Here is a 24,015-nt window from a genome sequence, read left to right as displayed (position 1 = left end):
GCTAAATAACGAAACTTAAATTCGAAATAATTAAATCATGTATAGCACCGCCGACTTGGAAACCTTTATTGCCATCATTAAGCATCAGGGCATTGTGAATGCCGCTAAACAGCTGCGGCTGTCGCCTGCCACGGTCAGCCATCGGCTGGCTAAAATAGAGCGCCATTTAGGCAGTGTGCTTATTTTTCGTGATGCGCGCTCGTTAAAGCTATCACCGCAAGGAGAGATTTTTTACCAGCGAATTGAGGGAATTTTAGAAGCGCTGTACGACGCTGAATTTGAAATAGGTGCGCGTAGCTCCACGGTGGCGGGCGTACTCAAAGTAACCATGCCGCCTTGGGTCTTTTCTCAGTTTGTTATGCCGAGACTGGGTGAGTTTGAACAGCAATACCCGCAATTAACCTTGGATTTCAATATTACCGACCACTTTGTCAATATCGTTGAAACGCGTCAGGATGTGGCTATTCGCGTTGGACAATTGCCCGACTCAGGTTTGCTTGCGCGCAAACTGGTGGATAACCACCGTTTACTTTGCGCCGCACCTAGCTATATTGCCCGTTACGGTATGCCACAGAGTGTTGCACAACTACAGCAGCATTATTTTGTGTGCTTACCTTGGCAACGGCAATTTAAGCTGCAGGTGGGCAAACAGGTGCGCACTTATAATGCCCGTACTCGTTTTACCATTTCGAATTCAGATAACATGACCTCGGCGGCACTGGCAGGCCATGGTATTGCCATAAAATCACAAATAGCCATTAAGCAGGCATTGGACGGCGGTGAATTAGTCGAAGTCTTGCCTCAAGCGCTTGTCAACCCACAAGCGCCGGTGTGGTTTTTGCGCGCGCAACATTCTTTAGCCACGCGCAGAGTTGAAGTGTTTTGTGATTTTATGAAGATGTGCTTCGCACATTTATAAACAGCGATAGCACAGCGAGCAGGGCACTGGTTAATAAAATAAACAGCCCCTCAACACACCAAGTAATCATTAACGCCACCACCAAGGCACTGCCTAAAGAGGCCATATTCAGTTGGATTTGCGGGCGGTAGGATTGCCATACCGACTGGCCAACATCAATCACCGGCGCAGTCAGCAAGTGCCAATAAGGGTTACTTTGATAATCCGCTACTGCGTTCTCTAGTTGCTCTTGGCGCTCCAAGAGTAGGGCTAAATTGTCACCGCCTTTGGCATAAATGCGGTCGTCACTTTGTTGATAGTGAGCCAACAATTTTTCTAAGGAGCCATTAAAGAATTGCTTGGCGTCGTCTTTAAACGGGGCAATGGCCTGAGTTACCTCGTCGTTGCTTGCACGCAGTGCATGGCCATAATCGTCAACAAAGCCCGGCACTTGCAAACCCAGCAACGCGGCAATAAAAAACACGCACAAACGCACATAATGACGACACCAACGAATAATATCTTTAAGCATACACATCCATCTACGGGCACATTGCCGCACTGACCCCAGTTATGATGATTAAGTTATCACTTCACTCACACAATTGGTATGTCTTAGCGTAGCTAGCGCGCTGCACTGAGCAATCCGTTCGGGTATTGGCGCGGTACTGTTAAAGTTAATAGCTGTTGATGTTGGCGGTAACGATTATGGAGAATATCGACACGTTTAACGAAGTCGCGGGTTTGCTGAAAAGGAGGCACGCCACTGTAATGGGCAACGTTGCCAGGGCCGGCGTTATAGGCCGCTGCGGCCAGTTTCGTATTTCCTTTAAAGCGCTTTAATAGCTTAGCAAAATAGGCGCTGCCAGCAGCAATATTGCTATCGGGATCGAAGGGGTTATCGATGTTGTAGGCTTTGACTAGTAAAGGCATGAGTTGCATCAGCCCTTTGGCGCCCTTATGTGATTGCGCATTAGGGTTAAAGCCCGACTCGGCATGCACAATGGCTTGTAACAACGCCACATCTAAGTCATTTTTGAGCGCTTCTTCGTACAGGGTTTGACGAAACTTGTAGGGGTGCAATGGGGTTGAATACCAGCTTTGATAACGCGATTGCTCGCAGCGTTGGCATTTTACTTCAACAACACGAAAGCCACTGACTTTTGGTTTTTGATCGGTGAATACCGCAATGCCCTCGCTGTTGTAATAGTGGTAGATCACCGGATCGTTGGCGCCAAAGGCGGATATGGAGCAGGCCATCCAAATACTGGAGGCGAAGATGATGCGCGTTAACAACATAGTGCCAAACCCTGTGATAAACGTTCTTTAAGCCTAGCACAGGGTCAGCCTTTTGGCTGATAAATAGCCATTACACGATCGCTTTAAGGCGCTAAGCGATCACCGCTGAAAATCATAAATACTGCCTAAATTCATAAGCTTAGTTAATTCATCTAAGGCGGCGTAAGATTCTTGGATTAGCAGCGGATCGCGCAGATCGTCTTGACATAGCTGGTCACGATAATGACGCTTCACCCAATCACTTAGGGTGTGATGTAACTTATCAGAGAATAAACAGGCTGGGTTTGTGGCAGCCAATTCCTGCTCAGTTAACACCACTCGTAAGCGCAAACAAGCTGGGCCACCGCCATTTTGCATACTTTGTTTAATATCCACGTAATGAACTTCATCCAAGGTATCTGGCTGAGTGAGTAAATCATCTAAATACGCCTTAACCGCTGGGTTCTCAGCACACTCCTGCGGCGCAATCAGCGCTGTGGCATTGCTAGGCAGGGTAATAAGCTGGCTATTAAACAAATAACTGCTCACGGCATCGGCAACACTCACCGCCTCGGTGGGTACTTCAACAATACTAAGGCGATGGGCGTCGTTATACAGTGCACTGTAAGTAGAGCTTATTGTATCCAGGGCTTGGTGTTGCTTATAAAAGGCTTGCTCGTGGCAAAAAAGTAGCTGCTCATTACCAACGGCAATGACATCATTATGAAATACGCCTTGGTCGATCACCTCTGGATTCTGCTGAATGTACAGCTGTTGGCTATCATCGAGCTGGTGCAAGCGAGCAATCGCAGCGCTGGCCTCAAGGGTATGGCGAGCAGGGAATTTTTGTGGTTTCACACTGCCTTCACTAAAGGCCTCACGCCCATACACAAATAAATGCAAGCCTTTATCGCCGTGCTTTGGGCATAAGCGGGTATGATTTGCAGCGCCTTCATCGGCGAAATGGTCGTGCCCAGGTAAGGGGGCGTGATGGGCAAAATAGTTTGAATTAGCGAACGTTGCTTGTAATACCCGGCCCGTAGTTGGGGCTTCAATGGAGCGATGCAGCTTATTGCTTAAATTGGCCGCCGTAAAATGAACGCGGTTATCGGCACTGTCGCTTGAGGGGGATACGGTGGCAGCATTCGCACTCCACATTGCTGATGAAGAAAAGCACGCACTTAATAAAGTCGGGTTATATTTGTACGCTTTTTCGAGTATTTGTGCATCCGAGCCAGTAAACCCCAGCTGCTTTAACAATGCCATATGAGGGCGTGCGTGAGGGGCCAGTACACCTTGGTGTAAACCCAGCTGGCGCATCGTGCGCATTTTCTCAAGCCCCTGCAAGGCCGCTTGTTTAGGGTTAGATGGCTGCGCTGCAAAACGCTTAGAGGCAACATTACCAAAAGACAATCCGGCGTAGTTATGGGTGGGGCCCACTAAGCCGTCAAAGTTTACTTCATAGCTGTGCATAGTACTCCTTAAAAATGCCTGTAACAGTAAAGGGCAGCTTTAAACCTAGCGGTGATGTTGTGCAAGTGCAATGTCAACGTCATTGAGTTGTTTTAATAGCTGCTGGCGCCGTTTGAGCAAAGTGCCTCGCGATGAGCTTTGGTCGTGCATTCGCAGCGCCTTATATATTTCCCGTTTAGAGAGCTTAGTATGAGCGGCCGCTTGCGAGACGCTAATTTGCTTATTCAACAAGCGGGGCATGACAGACGCGAGGCTATTCATCGTCTTGACCCTGCGCATAGTCATGAATTTGCCAAATACTAATATCGAAATGCCAAAGTAGGTAAAGGGTTTCACGTAGCTGTTGCATAACGGCGCTCCTGAGGTGGGTGACGCTGTAGCTAATGAATAATCTGTGCCACTAATGCAAAGAGTAATAAATACATAGGCCTATAGCTTGATGGAAGTATTTAAAAGGGGCGTTAAGCACTGTTTTGGGTCATTTTTAACTGTGGTTGCACCATGCTTTTGCACAGTGTGTGCAAGTATTAAGCAGCAGTCGTTTAGTCATGTAAGTGTTTCATTAAAGCCTGAAAGCTTTGCAGGCAAGCTGTCATTAAAAACACATCTAAAAACTATAAAAGTTATTAATTTCAGTAGGTTATTAATTTGGCACGATGGCTGCTCATACTTAAATGTGTTTAATTTAAAGGAGATTAATATGAGTACACCTTTAGCAGGTAAGAAAGTAGCCATCCTAGCCACTGATGGGTTCGAACAAAGCGAACTGGTATCTCCTCGTAAAGCGTTACTCGATGCCGGTGCCGAGGTAGACATTATCTCTATTAAGCCAGGCACTATTCGAGGTTGGGAGGACGACCACTGGGGCGAAGAAATAAAAGTAGATAAGCTAGCGCAAGAAGTCAGCGCGGTTGAATACAACGCCCTAGTACTGCCCGGCGGCTTATTTAACCCCGATGCACTGCGCCAAGACACCGAAGCAAAACGCTTTGTGGATGGCTTCTTCCAAGAAGATTACATCAAACCCGTTGCAGCTATTTGCCACGGTCCGTGGATGCTAGCGGAAATTGATAAACTAAAAGGGCGCAAAGTCACCTCGTATCCAAGCATACGCACCGACTTAGAAAACGCCGGAGCCAATTGGGTAGACGAGCAAGTTGTGGTGGATAATGGCCTGGTTACCAGCCGTAAGCCCGGCGATTTGCAAGCCTTTAACAAAAAACTAGTTGAAGAGGTATGGGAAGGTCGCCACAGCGAATAATTATCCCCATTTACTTCTCAATATAAAAGCCAGCAGCCTCACTGCTGGCTTTTTTGTAGAAGCAATAAATGAAACAGCATTTTTATTAAACCCCACGAGTAAATGCAGCGAGGCTTTTTATATTAATGCAGCAGCCGCCGGTGCTTAAGCGCTACTTTTTGGGTATTAATATTTCTTCTTAATAGCCATATGGGTTTTTTATGCGTCACCACATTGGACATGCTCATAGGTGAAACGCCCGAAAACCTATCCAACAGGGCGTGTTATGGAATGTAATACCAGCCACTAGTAAGTAGATGATAGTTACAACTACCTGAAATTAAAAAGTTATTTATTTTTCATAACGAGCTAAGCTTGGCTCGATTATCTTATTGCGCGTTTTCCACCTCATGACTGAGTATCGACGTGACGAAACTCAGCTGCTAACTTAATTAACAATAAATAAACATTGGCGTGGTAAAACACAAACAGCTATTTGGTTTAAGTAGAAATGCACGCTAATGAGCTGCTAAGTATAAGTATGGATTGAGAGTTGGCTAAAGAAATGGATAGAGAAGAATTAGAAAAGAAAAAATTATGTGAAGAAATTCGACATTTGCAAGCTCCAATATGGAAGCAACCAGCTTATATAACCATAGTATCGACAGTTTTTTTGGCCATGGTCGGTTTTATTTCGACGCAAAGCTCTGAGCAAAAGAAAGAAATCGAAGCTCTAAAGCTTCAGACACAGGCTTTAAAGGAAGAAACGTTAAGATGGCAGATAGAAGACAAAAAGCGGCAATTAGAAAAATACAAAGAACTTTCAAAGAAAGTTGACGAAATAATATTTGAAAGATATTCAAGAGGCTTTGTCGATGGAGTTATAGCTTCTCCATCTGGTCAAAAACGAGTCGATGAAATAGTTGCGAATCCATCGAAAGAGGCTATAGAGGATTTTGTCGTTCGCATTACAGATGGAACTCTAGACGCTGCGTCAAAAAAACGAATAGAAAAATTGAAAGAGTTACTAGCAGAATAATATCTGCTGAATGAATCAAGGCTGCGGACCTCCTTGAAGTTGGCTGTAACTTGAGGCGTTACACGAAGGTCGAGCCAGAGGAGACTTATTTTGAATTATTGGATATTTCAATCTGTTGTAGACAGATACGATCTCCGCGATGATGAAATCGTAGAAATAGGTAAATCTGATACGTGGTATGCCACTCGCTACAAATCAAAAATGAAAAAGGGCGACAGAGTATATTTTTGGCTTGGTGGTATAGGGAGTAATCGTGGTATCTATGCCGCAGGAATGCTTAATTCAGATTGCTACCAAAAGCCAGAATGGAAATCGTCAGGCATTGATGTAATCTATACAGCCAAGCTTAATAAACCAATCGTCATTAGTGAGATTGTAATTAATCCCCTTTTAAAAGATCTATTAATTTTAAAGGCGGCTCAGGCCACTAATTTTCTTATTGAAGAAGGTCAGGCTGAAGAAATTGAACGCCTAATTAAAGTCAGAGGAGAATAAAATGGCTCCTCAAGAAAGTCGTTCAAAAATAATAGAAACAGTAACTACCCCTCTGGGCTTTTTTGTTTTAGTGGTTCTTGTCGTTGAAGTTGGTTTAATTGGCTTGGCTGCTACTTATGGGCAGTCGGATAGAATATACCTAGGCGCGGTCGTATTCATACTCGTTCTGTTAATTTCTGTTGTCGCTTTTATTTCCATTTTCCGGCCTGAAGCTCTCAGTGGAAAACGACACGAACCGATAGGTGAATCATTGGCATCAAGCTTGGCGATCGAGGTTTACTCTGTTGTAGACGGTTACTTAGAAGACGAAGTGAAAGAAGAAGCATACGGGATGTTAAAAGATGCTTGTCTTGCTACAGGTAAAAGGTCCAATGATGCATGCCTTGAGTTTACACAGCACTTTTCGCAGACTTTAATCGACCGAGCAAAAATACTTGGTTCAGCCAAACCGAAAGGTAAAATGGAAGAAGACGTGTAACATGTCAAGCCAAGGTACGCGGAAAGCTGCGTGCCTGCTTGAAGCGTTAGTCCTTGATGAGGTCAAGTAATATGGAAACAGGTGAAATATCAGAAAGTTTTTGGGGTGATAAGCTATATCAACAGCGTGCAAGAGAAGCTCTACCATTATTAGTTAGACAAGCCCTAGTGGGGGAAAAAATCTTATATTCTCAACTTGCTGATGAAATGAATATGCCCAACGCTCGGAATTTAAATTACGTTTTGGGGTGTATTGGCTCTACATTAATCGAGCTAGGTGAAGCGCATGATATAGACATACCTCCTATTCAATGTCTAGTTGTAAATAAGACAACAGGACTTCCTGGAGAAGGAGTCGGTTGGTTTATCTCGGACTCTGATTTTCGCAAGCTAAACAAGAAACAAAAGAAAGTTGTGGTCGATAGTCAGCTTGCAAAAATATATGCATTCCCAGACTGGCTGAGAATTTTAAAATTACTTGGCTTAAGAAAGCCTGATTTCCCCTCTCTGCCAAAACAGAAGCCCCGAAAAGTTGGGGGTGAGAGTCAAAATCATAAAGCTCTAAAGGAGTATATTGCTAAAAATCCGCTTGTAATTGGGCTGTCTGATAGCTGGCCAATTGGTGAAATAGAGTTTGATCTACCGTCGGGTGATTCAGTCGATGTGATGTTTTCATGGCGGAAACAAATGGTTGCAGTCGAGGTTAAGTCAAGAATATCCGACGTGGCAGATGTTGGTAGAGGACTATTTCAATGCGTAAAATACCAATCTGTTACGGAGGCAATGCTCAGTGTGCAAGGACTTCCACAAAATGTGAGAACTGTACTGGTTTTAGAGTCAAAATGTCCACCAAGCCTGAAAACAATGCAGCATATACTCGGAATTGAAATTATTGATGAAATTCAACCATTGTGAGCTAATAAAGCTATGCAATTTGTCATGCTTTGTGTGTACTGTGCAAAAAAACTCGCCAGATTATTAAGCAGGTGATGGTGGCGCCCATCCCAGGACTCATAGATAAAAGGATTTCTATTTTGCCCCCACAAAATAATGAAGATTTAAAACTCGTTCATATTCCTGCGTTAGTCGCAGTGCTATTAAACGCCGAAACGAAAAAAGGCGCTCCCTTAACTGAGCAAGAGGTGTTAGGTATAAGAGACTCTTCACAATGTATGGCTATGCCACTTGATGTTGCTGAGGAGCTGGCAGAAGAAAGAGGTTATGCCGATATCGACCCAGAGAATGCATGGGATGAATGGCAAAGTGTTAGATTGGAACTGCTTTAAGGCACTTAAAGGTTAGATATTGTTGCCCAAAAAATGCAAAAAAAGAACGCAAACCAGAAACCTAGATTTAGTTGTAGTGGAGCGATGTAAGTTGATATCTAAAGGTTGATTTGGACCACTCAGAACGCATGGAAAAATTAAAAATACTAATTCTAGGATTACTAGCCGCTTTTGTTTTGAGCTCATGCTCAACTATCCACTGGGCCAGTGTAAAAAATGCGATAGCTGAAGAGCTTATGGTCAAAGTAACCTTTAAAACCCAGTACGGCACGCAGGTGATGAACATGCCCTTGCAAGCGGGTGAGGTGAATATTTGGCAATATGAGCAGTCATCTCGTGAGTCAAAAACGATGGATAAAAACCTGCATTCAATTGAAATAAGTGGCGCAGGCAGTTGCTACTTAGTTTTTAACAAAGAGCAGATAAAAGAGAAGGTTAAACATACAAAGCGGCAAATCGTCATTTCAGCTGAGGATTTTCACACCGCTTGCGAGAAAGTTAGGTGATTGAAAACCATGCAAATTATATGATTAACCCAGCCAGTAGCTAGAAGCCCGTTTTAAGATACCTCAGGCCCGTTTCGCTCCACTTACTCTTTCTAAACTTCCCCTTAAGAACAAGCTTTATCGCCTCGCTTTTGGCTATATCTACTGCGCCTTAAACCCTCAGGCAGATTAGGTCGTGGCATTTACCTCATTGCTTTAGGGCGTACAGCGGCGATTGGTGAGTTATTAAAATTTAAGCGGGGTGTTTGCAGTGAACGCCATTCGCCTCAGCTGGCAAAATCCGGTATCTTTGCAATTACAAAAACTGGTCATAACAGCGCTCGGCAACATAAAACATGGGGGTAACATACCGCCAGTGGTGTCAGAGGGGCGTTATGCCCAACAAGGACGTCCACTTTTAGTGGATGACAGCGATTCAAGGAATGTACGTCGATGGACTCATTAAAATTAAAAGACTTTCTTCACCCTCGGCCAGCGCCAAGAGGGATTGATGTTCTGTGCAAATTACAACACTTCTCAATTATTACTTATGCTGTGAACCCTTCACGGTTTGAGGGGCTTTTTCCCGAGCGATTTGAATTGGATACCCTAGAAATTAATGGTGAAGAAAAGGCGTTAATTTCTGTTGTTCCTTTCATTGATGTTGATTTTACCTCGGCCGTTTTTCCATTCCCTAAATTTACCATGGGCCAAACAAACTACCGCATATACATTATCGATAAAAAGACCAACGAAAGGTGTGTTTGGTTCCTAGGTACCACGTTGGATTCTTGGACATTAGCTGTCCCTAGGTTTGTTTGGAACTTGCCTTGGTATAGTGGCAAAGTGAAGTTTGATTGTGAGTTCGATTCATCAACCAGGCTATATTCAAAATATAAAATGGTTACCCAAGCCGATTGGGCGCCAGCACATGTTGAACTAACCCAAAGCCCAGACTCTAAACTGGAGTTACCGGGCTTTCCTGATGTAGAAACGGGGTTGGTGTATTTAACTCATCCGCTCGCGGGCTTTTATTATCGCCGTGACGGTCAACTGGGGACTTATCGAGTCTGGCACAAAGCGCTAGAAGTGAAGCCGGCAAACCTTGAATCGGCCTACTTTGGCTTGTTATCGCGCTTGGGTTTAGTTACGCCAGAGGAGCAACAAGTAGCGCATAGCGTTCTTGTTGAACCTATTAATGAATTTACTATTTATTTACCCCCTAAAGTGATTCGATAAAAATACAGTATGGCGCGGAAACGTCATTGGCAGCCCTTGGCACTAGGATGCGCGCACTTTTTTGCCACGGCTTATAGCGTGGTATAACGCAGAGTCAGTTGCTTTTTTGTTAAATGGTGGGCCCAGAGCGAACAGTTAAAAGAGGAATTCAGATGTATAAGGGAAGTTGTTTGTGTGGTTCAATCCAGTTTCAATTGCAGGGCACTCTCACTGATATCATTCATTGTCATTGCTCTTTATGTCGCAAGGCCAGCGGCAGTGCCTATGCAACCAATGGCTTCATTAATGCAGAAGATTTAAAAATAACAGACAAAGCAGGTACTTTGACTTATTACCAAAGTGCCGAGGGTAAACGTAAATACTTTTGCAGCCAGTGCGGGGCACTCATTTACAGTGCTAATGCACAGTCGCCAAACAGGTATCGGCTGCGCCTAAGAGCATTAGACAGCGATATTATAGAGCGACCCATTTCTCATAATTTTGTGACCTCAAAAGCAAACTGGGATGAGTTAGACGCAGCGCTCCCTCGTTATGAAAAGCACGAGCCTGGGCGCCAGTGAACTTGGCGCTGCGCTAGGCTGCAATCTGGCACCGACGGCGTTGGGTGCTTTGTAGGAAATAGCGCTGCCTTATATTAATTTCTTCAGTCAAACTCCCTCTAAAACAGTGCTAGATTTGCAACAGTTTGTTGCCCCGTGAGCTGCTCGCAAGCACGCGTGAAAATATCTCATTATGCGTTTTGTTGGTTTGTTTCTATTATCCCTTGTATCTATTTGAGGTTCGCAGCAGATGCCTTGGCACTTATCCTGCTAACAGCCTATATGTGGCGGGTGACACCCTCACTTTTCGGGATGTTTGCACCGAGAAAGCGCATTTTATGCACTGTAATAATGCGTCCATATTTCTTTGCTAACCTCGCCATCAGACTTTGCAAAACACACCGATTTGCTGAGCAGTATCCATAGCACATTGATGTGGCGAACAAATATACACTTGTTTGGAGCCCAGCTATGTTAAAGAAGCGTTTTTTCAAAACAAAAAACGAAGCAGAAGTGACCTTTGAGTATGAGCACCCACACGCAGCCCGTGTCGCGCTCGTGGCGGAATTTAATCAATGGCAACCTTTGCCCATGACCTGCTCGAAAAAAGGCGGCACATTTCGCGTTAAAACGCGCCTCCCTAAAAACAGCGAATTTCATTTTCGTTACTTAATTGATGACCAAGAGTGGGATAACGACCACCAAGCCGATGCCTATGTTGCCAATGCCTATGGCACTGACAACAGTGTGGTATCAACCCACGTTCAGCCTTAACAATGCAGACGCTGGCACAAAGCCTCTATCTGATGGGGGTTGGCGACAGCTACGTGGATTACCAAGGGCAACAGCAACAATTTGATCAAGCGTTGCGGGTAAAAGTGCTTGAGGCCATGGGGGTCGATGTTGATAACCTCGACGCCTTAGCCGCGCTTAACTATCAGCTTGACGCGGCCCCTTGGGAGCAACTTTGCGATGACATTATGGTTATCTCGGAGCCTTCGCCACGTTTAGTTATCCGCCTGAGCGAGGCGCAGTTTCAGCGGCAGCAGAGTGCAAGCTTGCACCTAGAGGTGAACGCACAACATGCGAACTGGTGCATTAGCCAAGGGCAAGTCACCGGTGACTACGTGATTGATGGCTGTCACTACCTCGCACTTAGCTATGAACTAGGTCAAGGTTGGTTGGCGCCTGGGTTTTACGCCGCTCGGGTCCGCGTCGCAGAGTATAGCGCTGAGCTAGAGCTGTGGTGGGCGCCACAACACGTTTATCAAGGCGCTTATGGCCAGCAAACAGCTGTTAAAAGTGTGGGGTTATCGTGCGGTTTGTACACCTTGGTGAGCGAACACGGGGTGGGCATGGGTGATTTTGCGGATCTCAAAGCGCTGCTGCGCGAAGCCGCTGCGTTATCCATAGATTATGTGCTACTTAATCCCTTGCACTTACTCGATTGTAATGATGCCAGTAGGCATAGCCCGTACAGCCCTAGCAGCCGCATGCTTATCCACCCGCTGTACATTGCCGTTCAGGATTCACCGGAATGTGATGCGGCGATTTTGGCGCAGCTTAATGAGGCCAAAAGGCACTATAGCAGTATCGAAAGCGCGCCTTGGCTCGATTACGAGCAAGTCTATGCGCTTAAGCTGCCATTATTACACGCGTTATTCCAACGTTTTTGCACCACGGCAAGTGCTGAGCGCAAGGCCGAATTTGCACAGTTTAAAGAGCAGCACCGTGTGGCTCTTGATACCTTGGATGAACCAGATGATGAGCAGGCTTGTTATTGGCAATGGCAAGCCTGGCTGCAGCGCCAAGAATGCCAAAATATAGCGCAAGAGGCGGGTATGAAGTTGGGCCTTATCAATGATTTGGCCGTTGGCGTGAGTGATAGGGGTGGCGAGTTTAATCGTTACCGAGCGCTGTTTACTCCTCATGCCTGTATTGGTGCGCCGCCGGATGATTTTGCGCCACAGGGGCAAAACTGGGGCATGCCAGCATTGTTGCCGCAAGCGATGAAGCGCCACCGGTTTGCCTATGCCAAAGCGTTATTTAGCGCCAATATGCAAGGGGCAGGGGCGCTGCGCATTGATCATGTGATGGCGTTGATGCGCATTTGGTGGTGTGTCGATGAGCAGGGCTGTTATGTCTATTACCCCTTTGATGAGCTGTTAGCGCTAATAAAAATACTCAGTCATCAACATCAGTGTGTGGTGATTGGTGAAGACTTAGGCGTGGTGCCCGAGCAAGTACGACAGGCCTTGGCACAAGCGCAGATATTCTCCAACACCGTGTATTACTTTTGTTACCAGCACTCAGCCTTTAGCGCGCCGCAACACCTTGATGAGCATACCTTATTGATGATCAGCAACCACGATTTACCGCCTTTTGCCCAGTGGTGGCAGGGCGATGATCTTAATCAAGCGCTGCAACTGGCGCTTATCAGTGCGGAGCAAAAACAGTCGTTATATGAGCAACGTCAAAACCATAAAAGCGCGCTGATTGAGCGACTCACTCAACAAGGGCAGTCGGTTTCGTTACACAGCACCAGTGCCGATGTGTATCGCGCCTTGTGCCGGGCACTTGCCCAAGGAAGTAGTAAGTTATTGACCCTGCAACTTGATGATTTAGACGGCCAACATGCGCCGGTCAATATCCCCGGTACGCACCGTGAATACCCGAACTGGCGACGACAGTTGAGCCAATCTGCTGTCGCTATTTTACAGCAGCAACAGCAGTTTATCTGTGAACTGACTAGGAGTCGTCATGGAACATGCGATGATTGATAATACGCCACTTCCTGATTTAGCCGATGCTGTTTGCGCCCTTGAAGGGGCGCAAGTGGGTGAGCCGCGACAGCTATTGGGCCATCAATGCATTGACGGCAGCTGGTATGTGATTCTCTACAAGCCCGGTGCTTTGGCGGTGGAGGTGCAGTTTGCCACTCACACTTGTATTGCCCAGCGCTATTCAGACTCCGAGGTGTTTATCGCGCCGGCGCAGGCGGAATTTGTTCCGTATCAGCTCCGTGTTACTTACCCAGAGGCGGTGGTGGTTCAGGCCGACCCATTTTGCTTACCCTTAGGGCTCAGTGCCGCTGATTTATATTATTTCCGCCAAGGCACAGAGCAACAGGCGCAGCGCCACCTTGGCGCCCATATGATGACCCTGCAAGGTCACCCAGGCGTGCGTTTTAGCGTGTGGGCTCCTAATGCCCTCGCGGTGAGTGTGACTGGGGATTTTAACCACTGGGATAGTCGCCAACACCCTATGGCGCGGGTTGAAGACAGCGGTGTTTGGGCCATTTTTATACCCGATGTAGCGCCGGGCCAATGCTACAAATACCATATTCGTACGTTATCGGGTGAGGCCTTATTAAAAGCCGACCCCTATGCATTTGCTACAGAGCTGCCGCCAAATACCGCCTCGCGTGTCAGCGCTGTTACGTTGCCTAAAGCGCTGGATGAGCAAAGCTATGAGCAACGCGAGCGCCGCAATGCCATCGATGCTGCCATTAGCATTTATGAGCTGCACATTGGCTCTTGGCGGCGCACCGCCGATAACCAATTTTTGAATTATCGTGAGTTGGCCGCGCAATTAATTCCGTACGTTGAAGAAATGGGGTTTACCCATATTCAATTAATGCCCGTTAGCGAGTTCCCCTTTGATGGCTCTTGGGGGTATCAGAGCACCGGCCTTTTCGCGCCCACCTCGCGCTTCGGCAGTGGCGATGATTTTGCCTATTTCTGCGCGCAATGCCGTGCGCACAATATTGGTGTGCTAATAGATTGGGTGCCGGGGCATTTCCCTGCAGATGCTCACGGTTTGGGGCGTTTTGATGGCACGCATTTGTATGAGCATGCCGATCATCGCCAAGGGTATCATCCAGATTGGCATACCTATATTTACAATTATGAGCGCCAAGAGGTACGTAGCTTTCTCACCTCTAGCGCCAGCTTTTGGTTAGAGCAATACGGGGTAGACGGGTTGCGCGTGGATGCCGTGGCATCGATGCTATACCTTGATTACAGTCGTGAGCATGGGCAGTGGTTGGCCAACCACTTGGGTGGACGAGAAAACCTCGGTGCTATTGCTTGCCTTCAGCAAATCAACAGTGTGTGCTATGGCCGAAATCGCGGCATTATGATGGTCGCAGAAGAATCGACCGCGTGGCCTGGAGTCACACAAACCACCGACAGTGGCGGCTTAGGGTTCGGCTTTAAGTGGAATATGGGGTGGATGAATGACTCATTACGCTACATGCAGTTAGACCCGATTTACCGCCAATACCATCACCACGACATGACCTTTTCCATGGTCTATGCCTATAGCGAAAATTACATTTTGCCTTTAAGCCATGATGAAGTCGTTCATGGCAAAGGGTCGCTGCTGAGCAAAATGCCAGGGGATAGTTGGCAGAAACACGCGAACCTGCGCGCCTATTTAGGTTTTATGTGGGCTCACCCTGGCAAAAAGCTGCTATTTATGGGCGGCGAGTTCGCTCAGCAGCGCGAGTGGGACCATAACCATGCGTTGGATTGGCACCTGCTTGATGACCCAGCGCACCAAGGCATGCAGCGTTGGGTTAAATGCCTGAATCAGCTTTATCGTTCTTACCCGGCTCTGCATGAAAATGACTGTGATGAGCGTGGGTTTCGGTGGTTAGATGGGAATAATAGCCAGCAAAGCATTTACAGCTTTGTACGTATTGCCAGTAGCCGCCCGCAAGTCGTGCTCGCGGTTGTGAATATGACGCCTCAAGTACATCATGATTTTCGCATTGGTGTGCCTCACGCTGGTAGTTACCGAGTTATCGCTAATAGCGATGAGAGTCAATACTTCGGCAGTGGCGTTAGGGTGTGCGCTGAGCGACCTGAAAATGAGCAACCACTCCTTTCGGAGCCACTCCCTTCGGAGCCACTCTATTCAGAGCCACTACCCTGGCATGGGCAAAGTCAGTCTATCAGCATCTGTGTGCCGCCATTGGCTTGTGTTTATCTGTTGTGGGAGGCACCTGATCATGAGTAAATTTATTACCAAGCCGGGCGTTGGTGCTCCCTTGGGTGCTTATATTGATGACCAAGGGGTTAATTTTTGCTTGTACTCGCGTCATGCCAGTGCCGTGTACTTGTGTCTGTATGATGCTTCTGGGCACAGTGAAATTGCACGCATAGCCCTACATAAAGGTGAACCCGGGTATTGGCATGTTTATGTCTCAGGGGCTGCAAAAGGGCAGTTATATGGCTATCGTGTGGATGGTCCTTTTGCTCCTGAACAAGGGCAGTTGTTTAATATTAACAAGTTACTGCTCGACCCTTATGCACACTCGCTATTTGGTGATTTTCAACACAGTATTCGCCACCGCGCTATTGATGAGCAAGGTAAGCTATGTCCGTTTGATAATGCTCACTTAATGCCTAAAGCACAGGTAACCGCGCTGAGCCAGTATAAAGGTAAACGCCCGGAGATTGCCTGGCATGACACTGTTATTTACGAATGTCATGTTAAGGGATGGTCGCAGCGCCACCCCGATATTGAGAACGCCCAACGCGGGTGTTTTGCAGCCTTGGCAACGCCGCAATTCATTGAGCATATCAAGGCGCTAGGTGTGACCAGCATTGAGCTTATGCCCGTGCAGCAGTTCATTAGTGAAGCGTTTTTACAGCCACTCGGGTTGAGTAATTATTGGGGCTATAACACCCTGAGCTTTTTCACTCCGCATAGTGATTATTTGGTTAGCGGCGATGTGCACGAATTTCAAGCCATGGTCGCGGAGTTACATCAACACAATATCGAAGTGCTGATTGATGTGGTTTACAACCACAGCTGTGAAGGCGAAGCGCTTGGCCCTTGTTGCCACCTAAGGGGCATCGATAATCGCAGTTATTATCGCCTTGATGATCAAGGTCATTACATTAACGACACTGGCTGCGGTAACACCTTAGATTTAACCCAACAGGGTGCGTTGCGCTTGGTCATGGACAGCTTACGGCATTGGTATCAGGTATATGGGGTTGATGGCTTTCGCTTTGATTTGGCCAGTATTTTAGGCCGAGAGCGCCATGGTTTTAGCCCTGAACATGTCTTTTTTCAATGCCTTGCTCAAGACCCGGTATTACAACACGCGAAACTGATTGCCGAGCCTTGGGATATTGGCCCCGGAGGTTACCAGCTTGGCGCTTTTCCTGCTCCATGGCGGCAGTGGAATGACCAATATCGCGATGTTGTCAGGCGGTTTTGGCGCGGCGATAGCGATTTACTGGGCGTGTTAGCCAAGCGCTTGCATGGCTCTGCCGACATTTTTAGCGCCACCGGCATGGTGCCAAGCTACAGCATTAATTTTATCACCAGTCATGATGGCTATACCTTGGCCGACCTGGTCAGCTACGAGCAAAAGCATAATCACGCCAACGGAGAGCACAATCAAGACGGCCATAATGCCAACTACAGCTGTAATTATGGTGTGGAAGGGCACAGCGACGATGCTCACATCAAGTTACTGCGTTTGCGAGCACAAAAAAACTTACTGCTCACCTTATTACTTTCCAAAGGCGTACCCATGCTCAGCGCCGGCTCGGAAATGGGGCACTCACAGGGGGGCAACAATAATGCATATTGCCAAGATAACGCCATTAATTGGCTTAGTTGGCACGATGTCTCTCGCCACCATCCGTTAGCACTGTTTATCAGCGATGTGCAAAGGCTGCGTCGTGAATTCGCCATTTTTACGCACCCGGAGTACATCCATGACAACGACCCGCGCTTTGTGATTGCTTGGTATCGCCCTGACGGGCGGCCGATGAGCAATGACGATTGGCATGACCCCTCGCTGCATACCTTGGTGTATTACAGTATCGATACCCAGGCCCATCACTATTTATGTGTGGTACTGCATCGCGGCGGGCGTGAGCAAGCCTTGCGCTTAGTGAGCCCTGATAATACGCCTCTGCAATGGCACCTGCGCTTGAGTACGGACGAACACAGTGTGCCTGCAACGCAGGGCATCGCTGTGGATCAAGAAATAACCTTAACTCCCTGTAGTGGTTGGGTGTTTAGTAACGTTGAAAACAAACACAATACAAGGCAAACACTATGACTACGTCTGGCACTGTATGCCACCCTGTGGATTGGCAGGATGCGCCGCTACTTGATAGCGAAACGTTAGCCGATGATTTGGCTCGTCATTTTCACTATACCCTCGGGCGCGACAAAGTGGGCGAATCGCAGCATTATTTGTATCAAGCACTGGCGCTGACAATACGTGATAGGCTGGTGGCGCGTATGCGACAAACCCGCAATGTCACCACCTCAGTGCCAACACGAAGAGTTGCCTACCTGTCGTTAGAGTTTCTCATCGGACGTAGCTTAAATAACGCTATTTTAAACCTAGATATGGCTGCTGAGGTGAGCGCCGCACTAGCCAATTACTGCGCTGAGCTCGAACATATAGCCAGCGCTGAGCACGACGCTGGTTTAGGAAATGGTGGTTTAGGGCGTTTGGCTGCGTGCTTCTTAGATAGCTGTGCGACCATGGCCTTGCCGGTCACAGGTTATGGTATTCGTTATGAATACGGCATGTTTAATCAACGCATTGATAATGGTCAGCAAATAGAGCAGCCCGATCATTGGCTGCGTGAAGGCCATCCGTGGGAATTACCAGCACCGGATAAAACCGTGCGGGTGAAGTTTTTTGGTCATGTCGATATTTATCGAGACCATCAAGGCCGCGAACACCGCCAATGGCTGGACACCCAAGATGTGTTAGCTGTGCCTTATGATGTGCCCGTGCCAGGATATGGTAATGATATCGTCAATACCTTACGGCTATTTAAAAGTGAGGCCACCGATGAGTTTGACCTTGGTGAGTTCAATGCTGGTGGCTATGCCGAGGCCGTGGCGCAAAAAAACCTCGCCGAGCAAATTTCCATGGTGCTGTATCCCAATGACAGCAGTGAAAATGGCAAAGAGCTGCGCCTGCGCCAACAATATTTTCTCTGTAGTGCCGCACTGCAAGACCGGCTCAACCAATGGATAGCAATCAAAGGCGCACAGTTTACAGATTTTGCCGATTATCATGTATTTCAACTCAACGATACGCATCCCAGTATTGCCGTAGCTGAATTAATGCGCCTGCTTATCGACGAACACTGCTTGAGTTGGGACGATGCTTGGCAGATAACCACTCGTACCATGGCCTACACCAACCACACCTTGCTACCTGAAGCGCTGGAAAAATGGTCTGTGGCTTTAATGCAACGGCTACTGCCGCGTTTGATGCAAATTATCTATGAAATTAACGCACGGTTCTTAATCTTAGTCGCCAAACAGTGGCCCGGGTGTGCACAAAAACAGCGTGCTTTGTCGCTTATTGAAGAGGGGGCAAATCCCCAGGTGCGTATGGCTTATTTAGCCATCGTTGGCAGTTATTCCGTTAATGGGGTGGCGGCGCTGCATAGCCGCTTACTAAAAGAGCAGTTGTTTGCAGATTTTTATGCGCTGTGGCCACAGAAGTTTAATAACAAGACCAATGGGGTCACGCCTAGGCGTTGGCTATCTCATTGTAACCCCGAGTTGGCACAATTGATCACCGCCAAAATAGGCGATGATTGGGTAAAAGATTTCGCGCATATTAACCGTATTCGCCGTTACTACGATGATGATAGTTTTATTGCCGCGTGGCAAAAGGTAAAACAAGCCAACAAAGCGCGGCTGTGCGAGTTGGTGCAACAGCGCTGCGCCGTGCAATTTGACTCGACCATGCTGTTTGATGTGCAGGTCAAGCGCATTCATGAATATAAACGCCAGTTGCTCAATATTTTGCATGTGATTCATTTATACCGGCGCATTTGTGATGGCGATACGCAAGGCATGGTGCCCCGTTGTGTGCTGATCGGAGGCAAAGCGGCCCCCGGTTACGATATGGCTAAGCGCATTATTAAGTTGATATGTAATGTTGCCAACACCATTAACGATGACCCCCGTGCGAAAGCATGGTTAAGGGTGGCGTTTTTACCGAATTACAATGTCACAGCGATGGAAACAATTTGCCCTGGAGCGGATTTATCAGAGCAAATATCCACGGCGGGTAAGGAAGCGTCAGGCACCGGCAATATGAAGTTTATGATGAATGGCGCACTGACCATAGGCACCCTAGATGGCGCCAATGTGGAAATGCTTGAAGCACTCGGTGGCGAGCACTTTTTTACTTTTGGCGCCAAGATTGAGCAAATCGACGATATCCGCAGGCACTATAGCGCACGCGCTATTATTGATAACGACCCGCAGCTGCAAAAAGTAATCGCCTTGCTACAAAGCGGTCATTTTAATTTGTGTGAGCCGAATATTTTCGCTCCCATTATTAACCTCCTTTATGACGATAGCGACCCTTGGCTTACCTGTTATGACTTTGCCAGTTACTGCCAAGCTCAACAAGCTGTCAGCGAAGCTTATCAAGACCCTAAACACTGGACTCAAATGAGTATTTTAAATACCGCTGCTTCTGGTCAGTTTTCCAGTGATCGCACTATTGCCCAATACAGTGAAGACATATGGCAGTTACAGGCCATGCCAACGCGCCAAGGAGAATAACGATGCCAAGTTATGCAAATCGATACATTAGTACTTTAACCCGTGATACTTACGCCTTGATCCTCGCCGGAGGCAGAGGATCGCGGTTACATGAGCTGACCAACTGGCGCGCCAAGCCGGCCGTGTATTTTGGGGGTAAACATCGCATCATCGATTTTCCGCTTTCGAACTGCATCAATTCGGGGATACGTAGGGTCGGGGTGGCGACTCAATATAAGTCGCACTCGTTAATTCGTCATGTACATCGCGCCTGGGGACACTTTAAAAAAGAGCTCGGTGAGTCAGTAGAGATTTTACCCGCGTCACAGCGCTACGGCGATGAGTGGTATTGCGGCACTGCCGATGCGGTATTTCAGAATATGGACATCATTCGTCATGAGCTACCCCGTTATGTCATGATTTTATCAGGCGATCATGTTTACCGTATGGACTACGGGGCGTTACTGGCAAAACATGTAGAAACGGGCGCCGATATGACGGTGTGCTGTATTGAAGTCGATACCGAAGAGGCTGCCAACACCTTTGGCGTTATGACCGTCGACGAACAAAACCGTATTCGCCGCTTTGATGAAAAGCCCGCTGTGCCGAATGAAATTCCAGCAAAGCCGGGTCGCTGCTTAGCTTCGATGGGCAACTACGTGTTTAACACTGAATTTTTATTTGAGCAATTGCAAAAAGATGCGCAAAACAGCTGCTCGGGGCGAGATTTTGGTCACGATATCATCCCGGCAATCATCGACAATCACCAGGTATATGCCTTCCCATTTACCGATCCGAGCATGTCTGGGCAGCCCTATTGGCGTGATGTTGGCACCTTAGATTCGTTTTGGGAAGCGAATATGGAGTTGGTTGAACCGGAGCCGAAATTGGATTTGTACGACCCCACTTGGCCAATTTGGACCTATCAAGAGCAATTACCGCCAGCGAAGTTTATTTTTGATGACGATGAACGCCGGGGGATGGCGGTGGATTCAACGGTTTCCGGTGGCTGTATTATTTCCGGCTCGCAAGTGCGCAAGTCGCTATTATTTTCTAATGTGCACGTGCACTCATTTTGTCAAATTGAGCAAGCGGTGGTGCTGCCCGGTGTGGTCGTTCATCGCGGTTGCCATATTAAGCGAGCGATCATTGACCGGGGCTGTGAAATACCAGAAGGACTGAACATTGGCTTAGATCATGAGGAAGATATTGAACACGGCTTTCGCGTATCCAAAAATGGCATTGTGTTGGTAACGCGCGATATGTTGGCGGCGCTTGCGCAAAAAACCGATGCCCAGAGTCAGCAGCGAGCGTAATAATGAAGTCAGTGTTATTTGTTTGTGCTGAGAGTAGCGCCATTGTCGGTGCGAAAGTGGGTGGAGTGGCTGATGTGGTGGGCAATGTGTCAAAAGCGCTGGCCGAGCAAGGTACCCAAGTCGATGTCATTTTGCCGCATTACCAATGCATGGAGCTCATTGAGGCGCAGCCCTGTGCCGAGGTGCAGGTTCACTTTGCTCACCAACGGCTTAATATACAGCTTTTATTGGTAAGCAAACGCGATGGGGTGAGTCATTATGTGTTATCGCATCCGTGGCTGTGCAGTGAACATGTTTATCATCACGATGAAGATGGCCGGCCCTTTGCCGCTGACGCCAGTAAGTTTGCCTTATTTTGCTTGGCGGTGGCGCAGGCGATAGAGCAAGGTGTACTAGCGGCTGATGTGTTGCATTTACATGATTGGCACAGTGCTACGTTGGCAGTGCTTCGTGCTTATGGCAAAGATTTGCAAAGACTAAAAGCCATGCACACGGTGTACACCATTCATAACTTAGCATTGCAAGGTGTGAGGCCGTTTGCCCACGACCCGTCGGCGCTTGAATCGTGGTTTCCATGGTTAAGTTACGATGGCCAGCGTATTTGCGATCCGCGCTATCCCCATTGCTATAATCCAATGCGCGCTGCCATTGAACTATGTGACAAAGTGCACGTGGTCTCGCCCCAGTATATGCAAGAGGTTCAGCGTCCAAGCAATATGGAGCATGGTTTTATCGGTGGAGAAGGGTTGGAAAATCAGTTGGTTGCCGCGCAGCAGCAAAATCGGTTGTTGGGCATCCTCAATGGCTGTGACTACCAAAGCGAGTCGGTAAATTACACTCAAAAACGGTTATGGCAGCTCGCTGAGCAGGCTGTATTACAATGGATGGGCAAGGCCAATCAGTTAAGCGCGAGCCATTACATCGCCCATGTTCGCCTGCAACAATGGCGTGCCAACGAGGTCACACCCTGGCTATGCTCGGTAGGGCGGATCAGCACGCAAAAAGTCGCGCTATTGCTTGATGATGATACGCTGGATGAGCTGCTGCGATGTTTGGCTGAGCAAGGCAAGCACTTTATGATGCTGGGCTCTGGCGATCCGGCGCTTGAAGCGTTGCTAACACAGGCGATGGCCGAGCATGACAACTTCTTGTTTTTGTGTGGTTTCGCCCTGGAGTTGGGTGATGCGATGTACCAGCTTGGGTCATTATTTTGTATGCCCAGCTCATTTGAACCATGTGGCATCAGTCAGCTTTTAGCGATGCGCGAGGGCACGCCCTGCTTAGTACATCAAGTGGGCGGCCTTAAAGACACCATTGCCGAAGGCGTCAATGGTTTCACTTTCACGGGCAATAGCCCAAAACAGCAAAGTCAGCAGCTACTCACTGCCTTGCAGCGTGCTCTTGCTGTTTACCATAACGAGCCAGCGCAGTGGCAGACATTGTGCACGCAAGCCAAAAACACGCGCTTTGACTGGCACCAAGTCGCCGTCAGTTACCTTGAGCAGTTGTACACCCATTAGTTGCGGCGCAAACGACTCAGCGACACCTTGGGGAGCGGCCTAAAACAGGTCGATATCCCCTTCATCCTGATTAGCATTGTCCGGTGAAATTGCACCGGATTGCACAAGATCATCAAAAAAGTGCAGCTGATCACGGCCATTATTTTTTGCATAATAAAGTGCTTTGTCGGCGTTCTCTAATACGCTGATGGGGAAGTCATAAGGGCTGATACGAGCCATCCCCACACTGACTGTCAGCGTTTTTACAAAGGGGAAGTGGGTGTTGCGCACATGGTCCATAAACGCCTGCATTTTTTCATTGATATCTTCTTGTTTGCAAGGCTCAAAAATAAGTACAAATTCTTCGCCGCCGAAGCGAAACATTAAGTCTGAAGCGCGGAAGAAGCCGCGCATCTGCTGCGCTAAGATAAGCAATACCTCATCACCACAGACATGACCATAGTTATCATTAACTTGTTTGAAGTGGTCGATATCCACCATTGCTAACCACGAGTAACTCTCGGGTTGGCGCTTGCGGTTATTATTATCTCGGTTGTGGGCTTTTTGGTTCCTCACTTGCTTTTCTAGCAGGCGTTTAAATTTACGCTCAAAGGTTTGTCGATTTAATAATCCGGTCAGCTTGTCGCGCTCATTCTCATGTAAAATGGTTAGGTAATTTTCGTAAATGCGGCAAAAGGCGTTCAGTAACACTTGTTGTGATGAGCTCAAGTGATTACTGACCACCTTGATGGCGACCACAGGTTTATCAAAAATCGAAATGGGCAGCCAGCGATGCTCAATGCCATTGTTGTTCTGTACGGTAATGATACAAGCGGATTGTAAACACGAGAGAAGTTCAGATTCAGGGGATTCTACAATGTGTGTGTCGTGCCATTGATATTGACCGGCATTCTCATGGTGTAGCACCAGGCTGCACTCGATGACCCTGCGGCCAAAGTCCTGTAAGTCCTTATAAACTGCTATCTCTTGGCACTGTATGAACTCTTGTAGGGTGGTGACTAGGCTGTATTCGAGGGAGTTTACATCTCTGGTTTTAGTAATTTTGATAACCGAGTTTAATAATTCTTCTTGCATGATTCGGTAGGCCCTATAAATTTACCACATAATGCGATCTACATGGTCGCTAGCCCTGAGTATAGTCAATATATAAAAACCGGGACGTCCATTTC

At 47.4% G+C, this 24,015-nt stretch carries 23 protein-coding genes; 18 read left to right on the top strand and 5 right to left on the bottom strand.

What is annotated here, in order from left to right; genetic code table 11:
* Window positions 1-37: 37 nt before the first annotated feature.
* Window positions 38-919, top strand: a complete 882-nt coding sequence (locus MHM94_RS05470) for a LysR family transcriptional regulator (protein WP_235418945.1) — start codon at window positions 38-40, stop codon at window positions 917-919.
* Here the strand turns inward: MHM94_RS05470 and MHM94_RS05465 are convergent.
* From MHM94_RS05465 to MHM94_RS05450, 4 genes are all read right to left on the bottom strand, one after another.
* A complete protein-coding gene (locus MHM94_RS05465; RefSeq protein WP_235418946.1) occupies window positions 891-1,430 on the bottom strand; it encodes a DUF2937 family protein in 540 nt (179 codons plus the stop codon). The two genes, MHM94_RS05470 and MHM94_RS05465, sit on opposite strands and share 29 nt — an antisense overlap.
* A 92-nt stretch (window positions 1,431-1,522) precedes the next feature.
* Entirely contained in the window at window positions 1,523-2,197 is a 675-nt protein-coding gene (locus tag MHM94_RS05460; RefSeq protein ID WP_022946520.1) for a lytic transglycosylase domain-containing protein, read from the bottom strand.
* 99 nt (window positions 2,198-2,296) lie between these two features.
* Window positions 2,297-3,649 (bottom strand): N-succinylarginine dihydrolase, encoded by a 1,353-nt coding sequence (gene astB, locus MHM94_RS05455; RefSeq protein ID WP_235418947.1) that lies wholly within the window; start codon window positions 3,647-3,649, stop codon window positions 2,297-2,299.
* A 45-nt stretch (window positions 3,650-3,694) separates the two neighbouring features.
* Window positions 3,695-3,910, bottom strand: coding sequence for a hypothetical protein (locus tag MHM94_RS05450; protein WP_022946522.1), 216 nt, complete (start codon window positions 3,908-3,910; stop codon window positions 3,695-3,697).
* A 439-nt stretch (window positions 3,911-4,349) separates the two neighbouring features.
* Between MHM94_RS05450 and MHM94_RS05445 the strand changes: the two genes are divergently transcribed.
* The 17 genes from MHM94_RS05445 to MHM94_RS05365 all read left to right on the top strand — a co-directional run bounded on the left by MHM94_RS05445 (window position 4,350) and on the right by MHM94_RS05365 (window position 22,846).
* Complete coding sequence (locus tag MHM94_RS05445; protein ID WP_022946524.1) at window positions 4,350-4,910, top strand: type 1 glutamine amidotransferase domain-containing protein; 561 nt, start codon at window positions 4,350-4,352, stop codon at window positions 4,908-4,910.
* Window positions 4,911-5,442: 532 nt separating this feature from the next.
* A complete protein-coding gene (locus MHM94_RS05440; protein WP_235418948.1) occupies window positions 5,443-5,928 on the top strand; it encodes a hypothetical protein in 486 nt (161 codons plus the stop codon).
* A 90-nt stretch (window positions 5,929-6,018) separates the two neighbouring features.
* Window positions 6,019-6,423: an EVE domain-containing protein gene (locus MHM94_RS05435; protein ID WP_235418949.1), complete on the top strand. Its 405-nt coding sequence runs from the start codon at window positions 6,019-6,021 to the stop codon at window positions 6,421-6,423.
* Between the two features lies 1 nt (window position 6,424).
* Window positions 6,425-6,901, top strand: a complete 477-nt coding sequence (locus MHM94_RS05430; protein WP_022946527.1) for a hypothetical protein — start codon at window positions 6,425-6,427, stop codon at window positions 6,899-6,901.
* Between the two features lie 71 nt (window positions 6,902-6,972).
* Window positions 6,973-7,815, top strand: a complete 843-nt coding sequence (locus MHM94_RS05425) for a hypothetical protein (protein WP_235418950.1) — start codon at window positions 6,973-6,975, stop codon at window positions 7,813-7,815.
* A 119-nt stretch (window positions 7,816-7,934) separates the two neighbouring features.
* On the top strand, window positions 7,935-8,186 hold the full coding sequence (locus MHM94_RS05420; RefSeq protein WP_235418951.1) for a hypothetical protein: 252 nt from the start codon (window positions 7,935-7,937) through the stop codon (window positions 8,184-8,186).
* 128 nt (window positions 8,187-8,314) lie between these two features.
* Complete coding sequence (locus MHM94_RS05415; protein ID WP_235418952.1) at window positions 8,315-8,692, top strand: hypothetical protein; 378 nt, start codon at window positions 8,315-8,317, stop codon at window positions 8,690-8,692.
* A gap of 250 nt (window positions 8,693-8,942) precedes the next feature.
* Window positions 8,943-9,137 (top strand): hypothetical protein, encoded by a 195-nt coding sequence (locus MHM94_RS05410; RefSeq protein WP_235418953.1) that lies wholly within the window; start codon window positions 8,943-8,945, stop codon window positions 9,135-9,137.
* Window positions 9,125-9,910: a DUF2071 domain-containing protein gene (locus MHM94_RS05405; protein WP_235418954.1), complete on the top strand. Its 786-nt coding sequence runs from the start codon at window positions 9,125-9,127 to the stop codon at window positions 9,908-9,910. Before MHM94_RS05410 ends, MHM94_RS05405 begins: the two co-directional genes overlap by 13 nt.
* A 152-nt stretch (window positions 9,911-10,062) precedes the next feature.
* Complete coding sequence (locus tag MHM94_RS05400) at window positions 10,063-10,470, top strand: GFA family protein (RefSeq protein ID WP_235418955.1); 408 nt, start codon at window positions 10,063-10,065, stop codon at window positions 10,468-10,470.
* A gap of 450 nt (window positions 10,471-10,920) precedes the next feature.
* Window positions 10,921-11,223 (top strand): isoamylase early set domain-containing protein, encoded by a 303-nt coding sequence (locus MHM94_RS05395; RefSeq protein WP_045978348.1) that lies wholly within the window; start codon window positions 10,921-10,923, stop codon window positions 11,221-11,223.
* 2 nt (window positions 11,224-11,225) lie between these two features.
* Window positions 11,226-13,229, top strand: coding sequence for a 4-alpha-glucanotransferase (gene malQ, locus MHM94_RS05390; protein WP_235418956.1), 2,004 nt, complete (start codon window positions 11,226-11,228; stop codon window positions 13,227-13,229).
* Window positions 13,210-15,471, top strand: a complete 2,262-nt coding sequence (gene glgB, locus MHM94_RS05385) for a 1,4-alpha-glucan branching protein GlgB (protein ID WP_235418957.1) — start codon at window positions 13,210-13,212, stop codon at window positions 15,469-15,471. Before malQ ends, glgB begins: the two co-directional genes overlap by 20 nt.
* Entirely contained in the window at window positions 15,464-17,539 is a 2,076-nt protein-coding gene (gene glgX, locus MHM94_RS05380) for a glycogen debranching protein GlgX (RefSeq protein ID WP_235418958.1), read from the top strand. Before glgB ends, glgX begins: the two co-directional genes overlap by 8 nt.
* Window positions 17,536-20,031, top strand: a complete 2,496-nt coding sequence (locus MHM94_RS05375) for a glycogen/starch/alpha-glucan phosphorylase (RefSeq protein ID WP_045978345.1) — start codon at window positions 17,536-17,538, stop codon at window positions 20,029-20,031. Before glgX ends, MHM94_RS05375 begins: the two co-directional genes overlap by 4 nt.
* A 2-nt stretch (window positions 20,032-20,033) precedes the next feature.
* Window positions 20,034-21,326 carry a glucose-1-phosphate adenylyltransferase gene (glgC, locus tag MHM94_RS05370; protein WP_235418959.1) on the top strand — a complete coding sequence of 431 codons (1,293 nt, stop codon included), beginning with the start codon at window positions 20,034-20,036 and terminating at the stop codon, window positions 21,324-21,326.
* A 2-nt stretch (window positions 21,327-21,328) separates the two neighbouring features.
* The gene (locus MHM94_RS05365) at window positions 21,329-22,846 is read left to right on the top strand and encodes a glycogen/starch synthase (RefSeq protein ID WP_235418960.1); all 1,518 of its coding nucleotides are present in this window, start codon (window positions 21,329-21,331) and stop codon (window positions 22,844-22,846) included.
* 39 nt (window positions 22,847-22,885) lie between these two features.
* Here MHM94_RS05365 and MHM94_RS05360 read toward each other — a convergent pair whose 3' ends face one another.
* Entirely contained in the window at window positions 22,886-23,920 is a 1,035-nt protein-coding gene (locus tag MHM94_RS05360) for a GGDEF domain-containing protein (RefSeq protein ID WP_045978342.1), read from the bottom strand.
* Window positions 23,921-24,015: the final 95 nt, after the last annotated feature.

Origin of the sequence: Pseudoalteromonas sp. CNAT2-18.1, assembly GCF_022347865.1 — a bacterium.
GTDB classification, from domain to species: domain Bacteria; phylum Pseudomonadota; class Gammaproteobacteria; order Enterobacterales; family Alteromonadaceae; genus Pseudoalteromonas; species Pseudoalteromonas ruthenica.
The sequence above is the reverse complement of the archived record's forward strand: the minus strand, read 5'-3'. Positions and strand labels throughout refer to the sequence as shown.

Bases quoted from the DNA above. Each gene is read 5' to 3' on its own strand.
- MHM94_RS05470 (WP_235418945.1), top strand. From the start codon at position 38: ATGTATAGCACCGCCGACTTGGAAACCTTTATTGCCATCATTAAGCAT.
- MHM94_RS05465 (WP_235418946.1), bottom strand. From the start codon at position 1,430: ATGCTTAAAGATATTATTCGTTGGTGTCGTCATTATGTGCGTTTGTGC.
- MHM94_RS05460 (WP_022946520.1), bottom strand. From the start codon at position 2,197: ATGTTGTTAACGCGCATCATCTTCGCCTCCAGTATTTGGATGGCCTGC.
- astB (WP_235418947.1), bottom strand. From the start codon at position 3,649: ATGCACAGCTATGAAGTAAACTTTGACGGCTTAGTGGGCCCCACCCAT.
- MHM94_RS05450 (WP_022946522.1), bottom strand. From the start codon at position 3,910: ATGAATAGCCTCGCGTCTGTCATGCCCCGCTTGTTGAATAAGCAAATT.
- MHM94_RS05445 (WP_022946524.1), top strand. From the start codon at position 4,350: ATGAGTACACCTTTAGCAGGTAAGAAAGTAGCCATCCTAGCCACTGAT.
- MHM94_RS05430 (WP_022946527.1), top strand. From the start codon at position 6,425: ATGGCTCCTCAAGAAAGTCGTTCAAAAATAATAGAAACAGTAACTACC.
- MHM94_RS05425 (WP_235418950.1), top strand. From the start codon at position 6,973: ATGGAAACAGGTGAAATATCAGAAAGTTTTTGGGGTGATAAGCTATAT.
- MHM94_RS05415 (WP_235418952.1), top strand. From the start codon at position 8,315: ATGGAAAAATTAAAAATACTAATTCTAGGATTACTAGCCGCTTTTGTT.
- MHM94_RS05405 (WP_235418954.1), top strand. From the start codon at position 9,125: ATGGACTCATTAAAATTAAAAGACTTTCTTCACCCTCGGCCAGCGCCA.
- MHM94_RS05400 (WP_235418955.1), top strand. From the start codon at position 10,063: ATGTATAAGGGAAGTTGTTTGTGTGGTTCAATCCAGTTTCAATTGCAG.
- MHM94_RS05395 (WP_045978348.1), top strand. From the start codon at position 10,921: ATGTTAAAGAAGCGTTTTTTCAAAACAAAAAACGAAGCAGAAGTGACC.
- malQ (WP_235418956.1), top strand. From the start codon at position 11,226: ATGCAGACGCTGGCACAAAGCCTCTATCTGATGGGGGTTGGCGACAGC.
- glgB (WP_235418957.1), top strand. From the start codon at position 13,210: ATGGAACATGCGATGATTGATAATACGCCACTTCCTGATTTAGCCGAT.
- glgX (WP_235418958.1), top strand. From the start codon at position 15,464: ATGAGTAAATTTATTACCAAGCCGGGCGTTGGTGCTCCCTTGGGTGCT.
- MHM94_RS05375 (WP_045978345.1), top strand. From the start codon at position 17,536: ATGACTACGTCTGGCACTGTATGCCACCCTGTGGATTGGCAGGATGCG.
- glgC (WP_235418959.1), top strand. From the start codon at position 20,034: ATGCCAAGTTATGCAAATCGATACATTAGTACTTTAACCCGTGATACT.
- MHM94_RS05365 (WP_235418960.1), top strand. From the start codon at position 21,329: ATGAAGTCAGTGTTATTTGTTTGTGCTGAGAGTAGCGCCATTGTCGGT.
- MHM94_RS05360 (WP_045978342.1), bottom strand. From the start codon at position 23,920: ATGCAAGAAGAATTATTAAACTCGGTTATCAAAATTACTAAAACCAGA.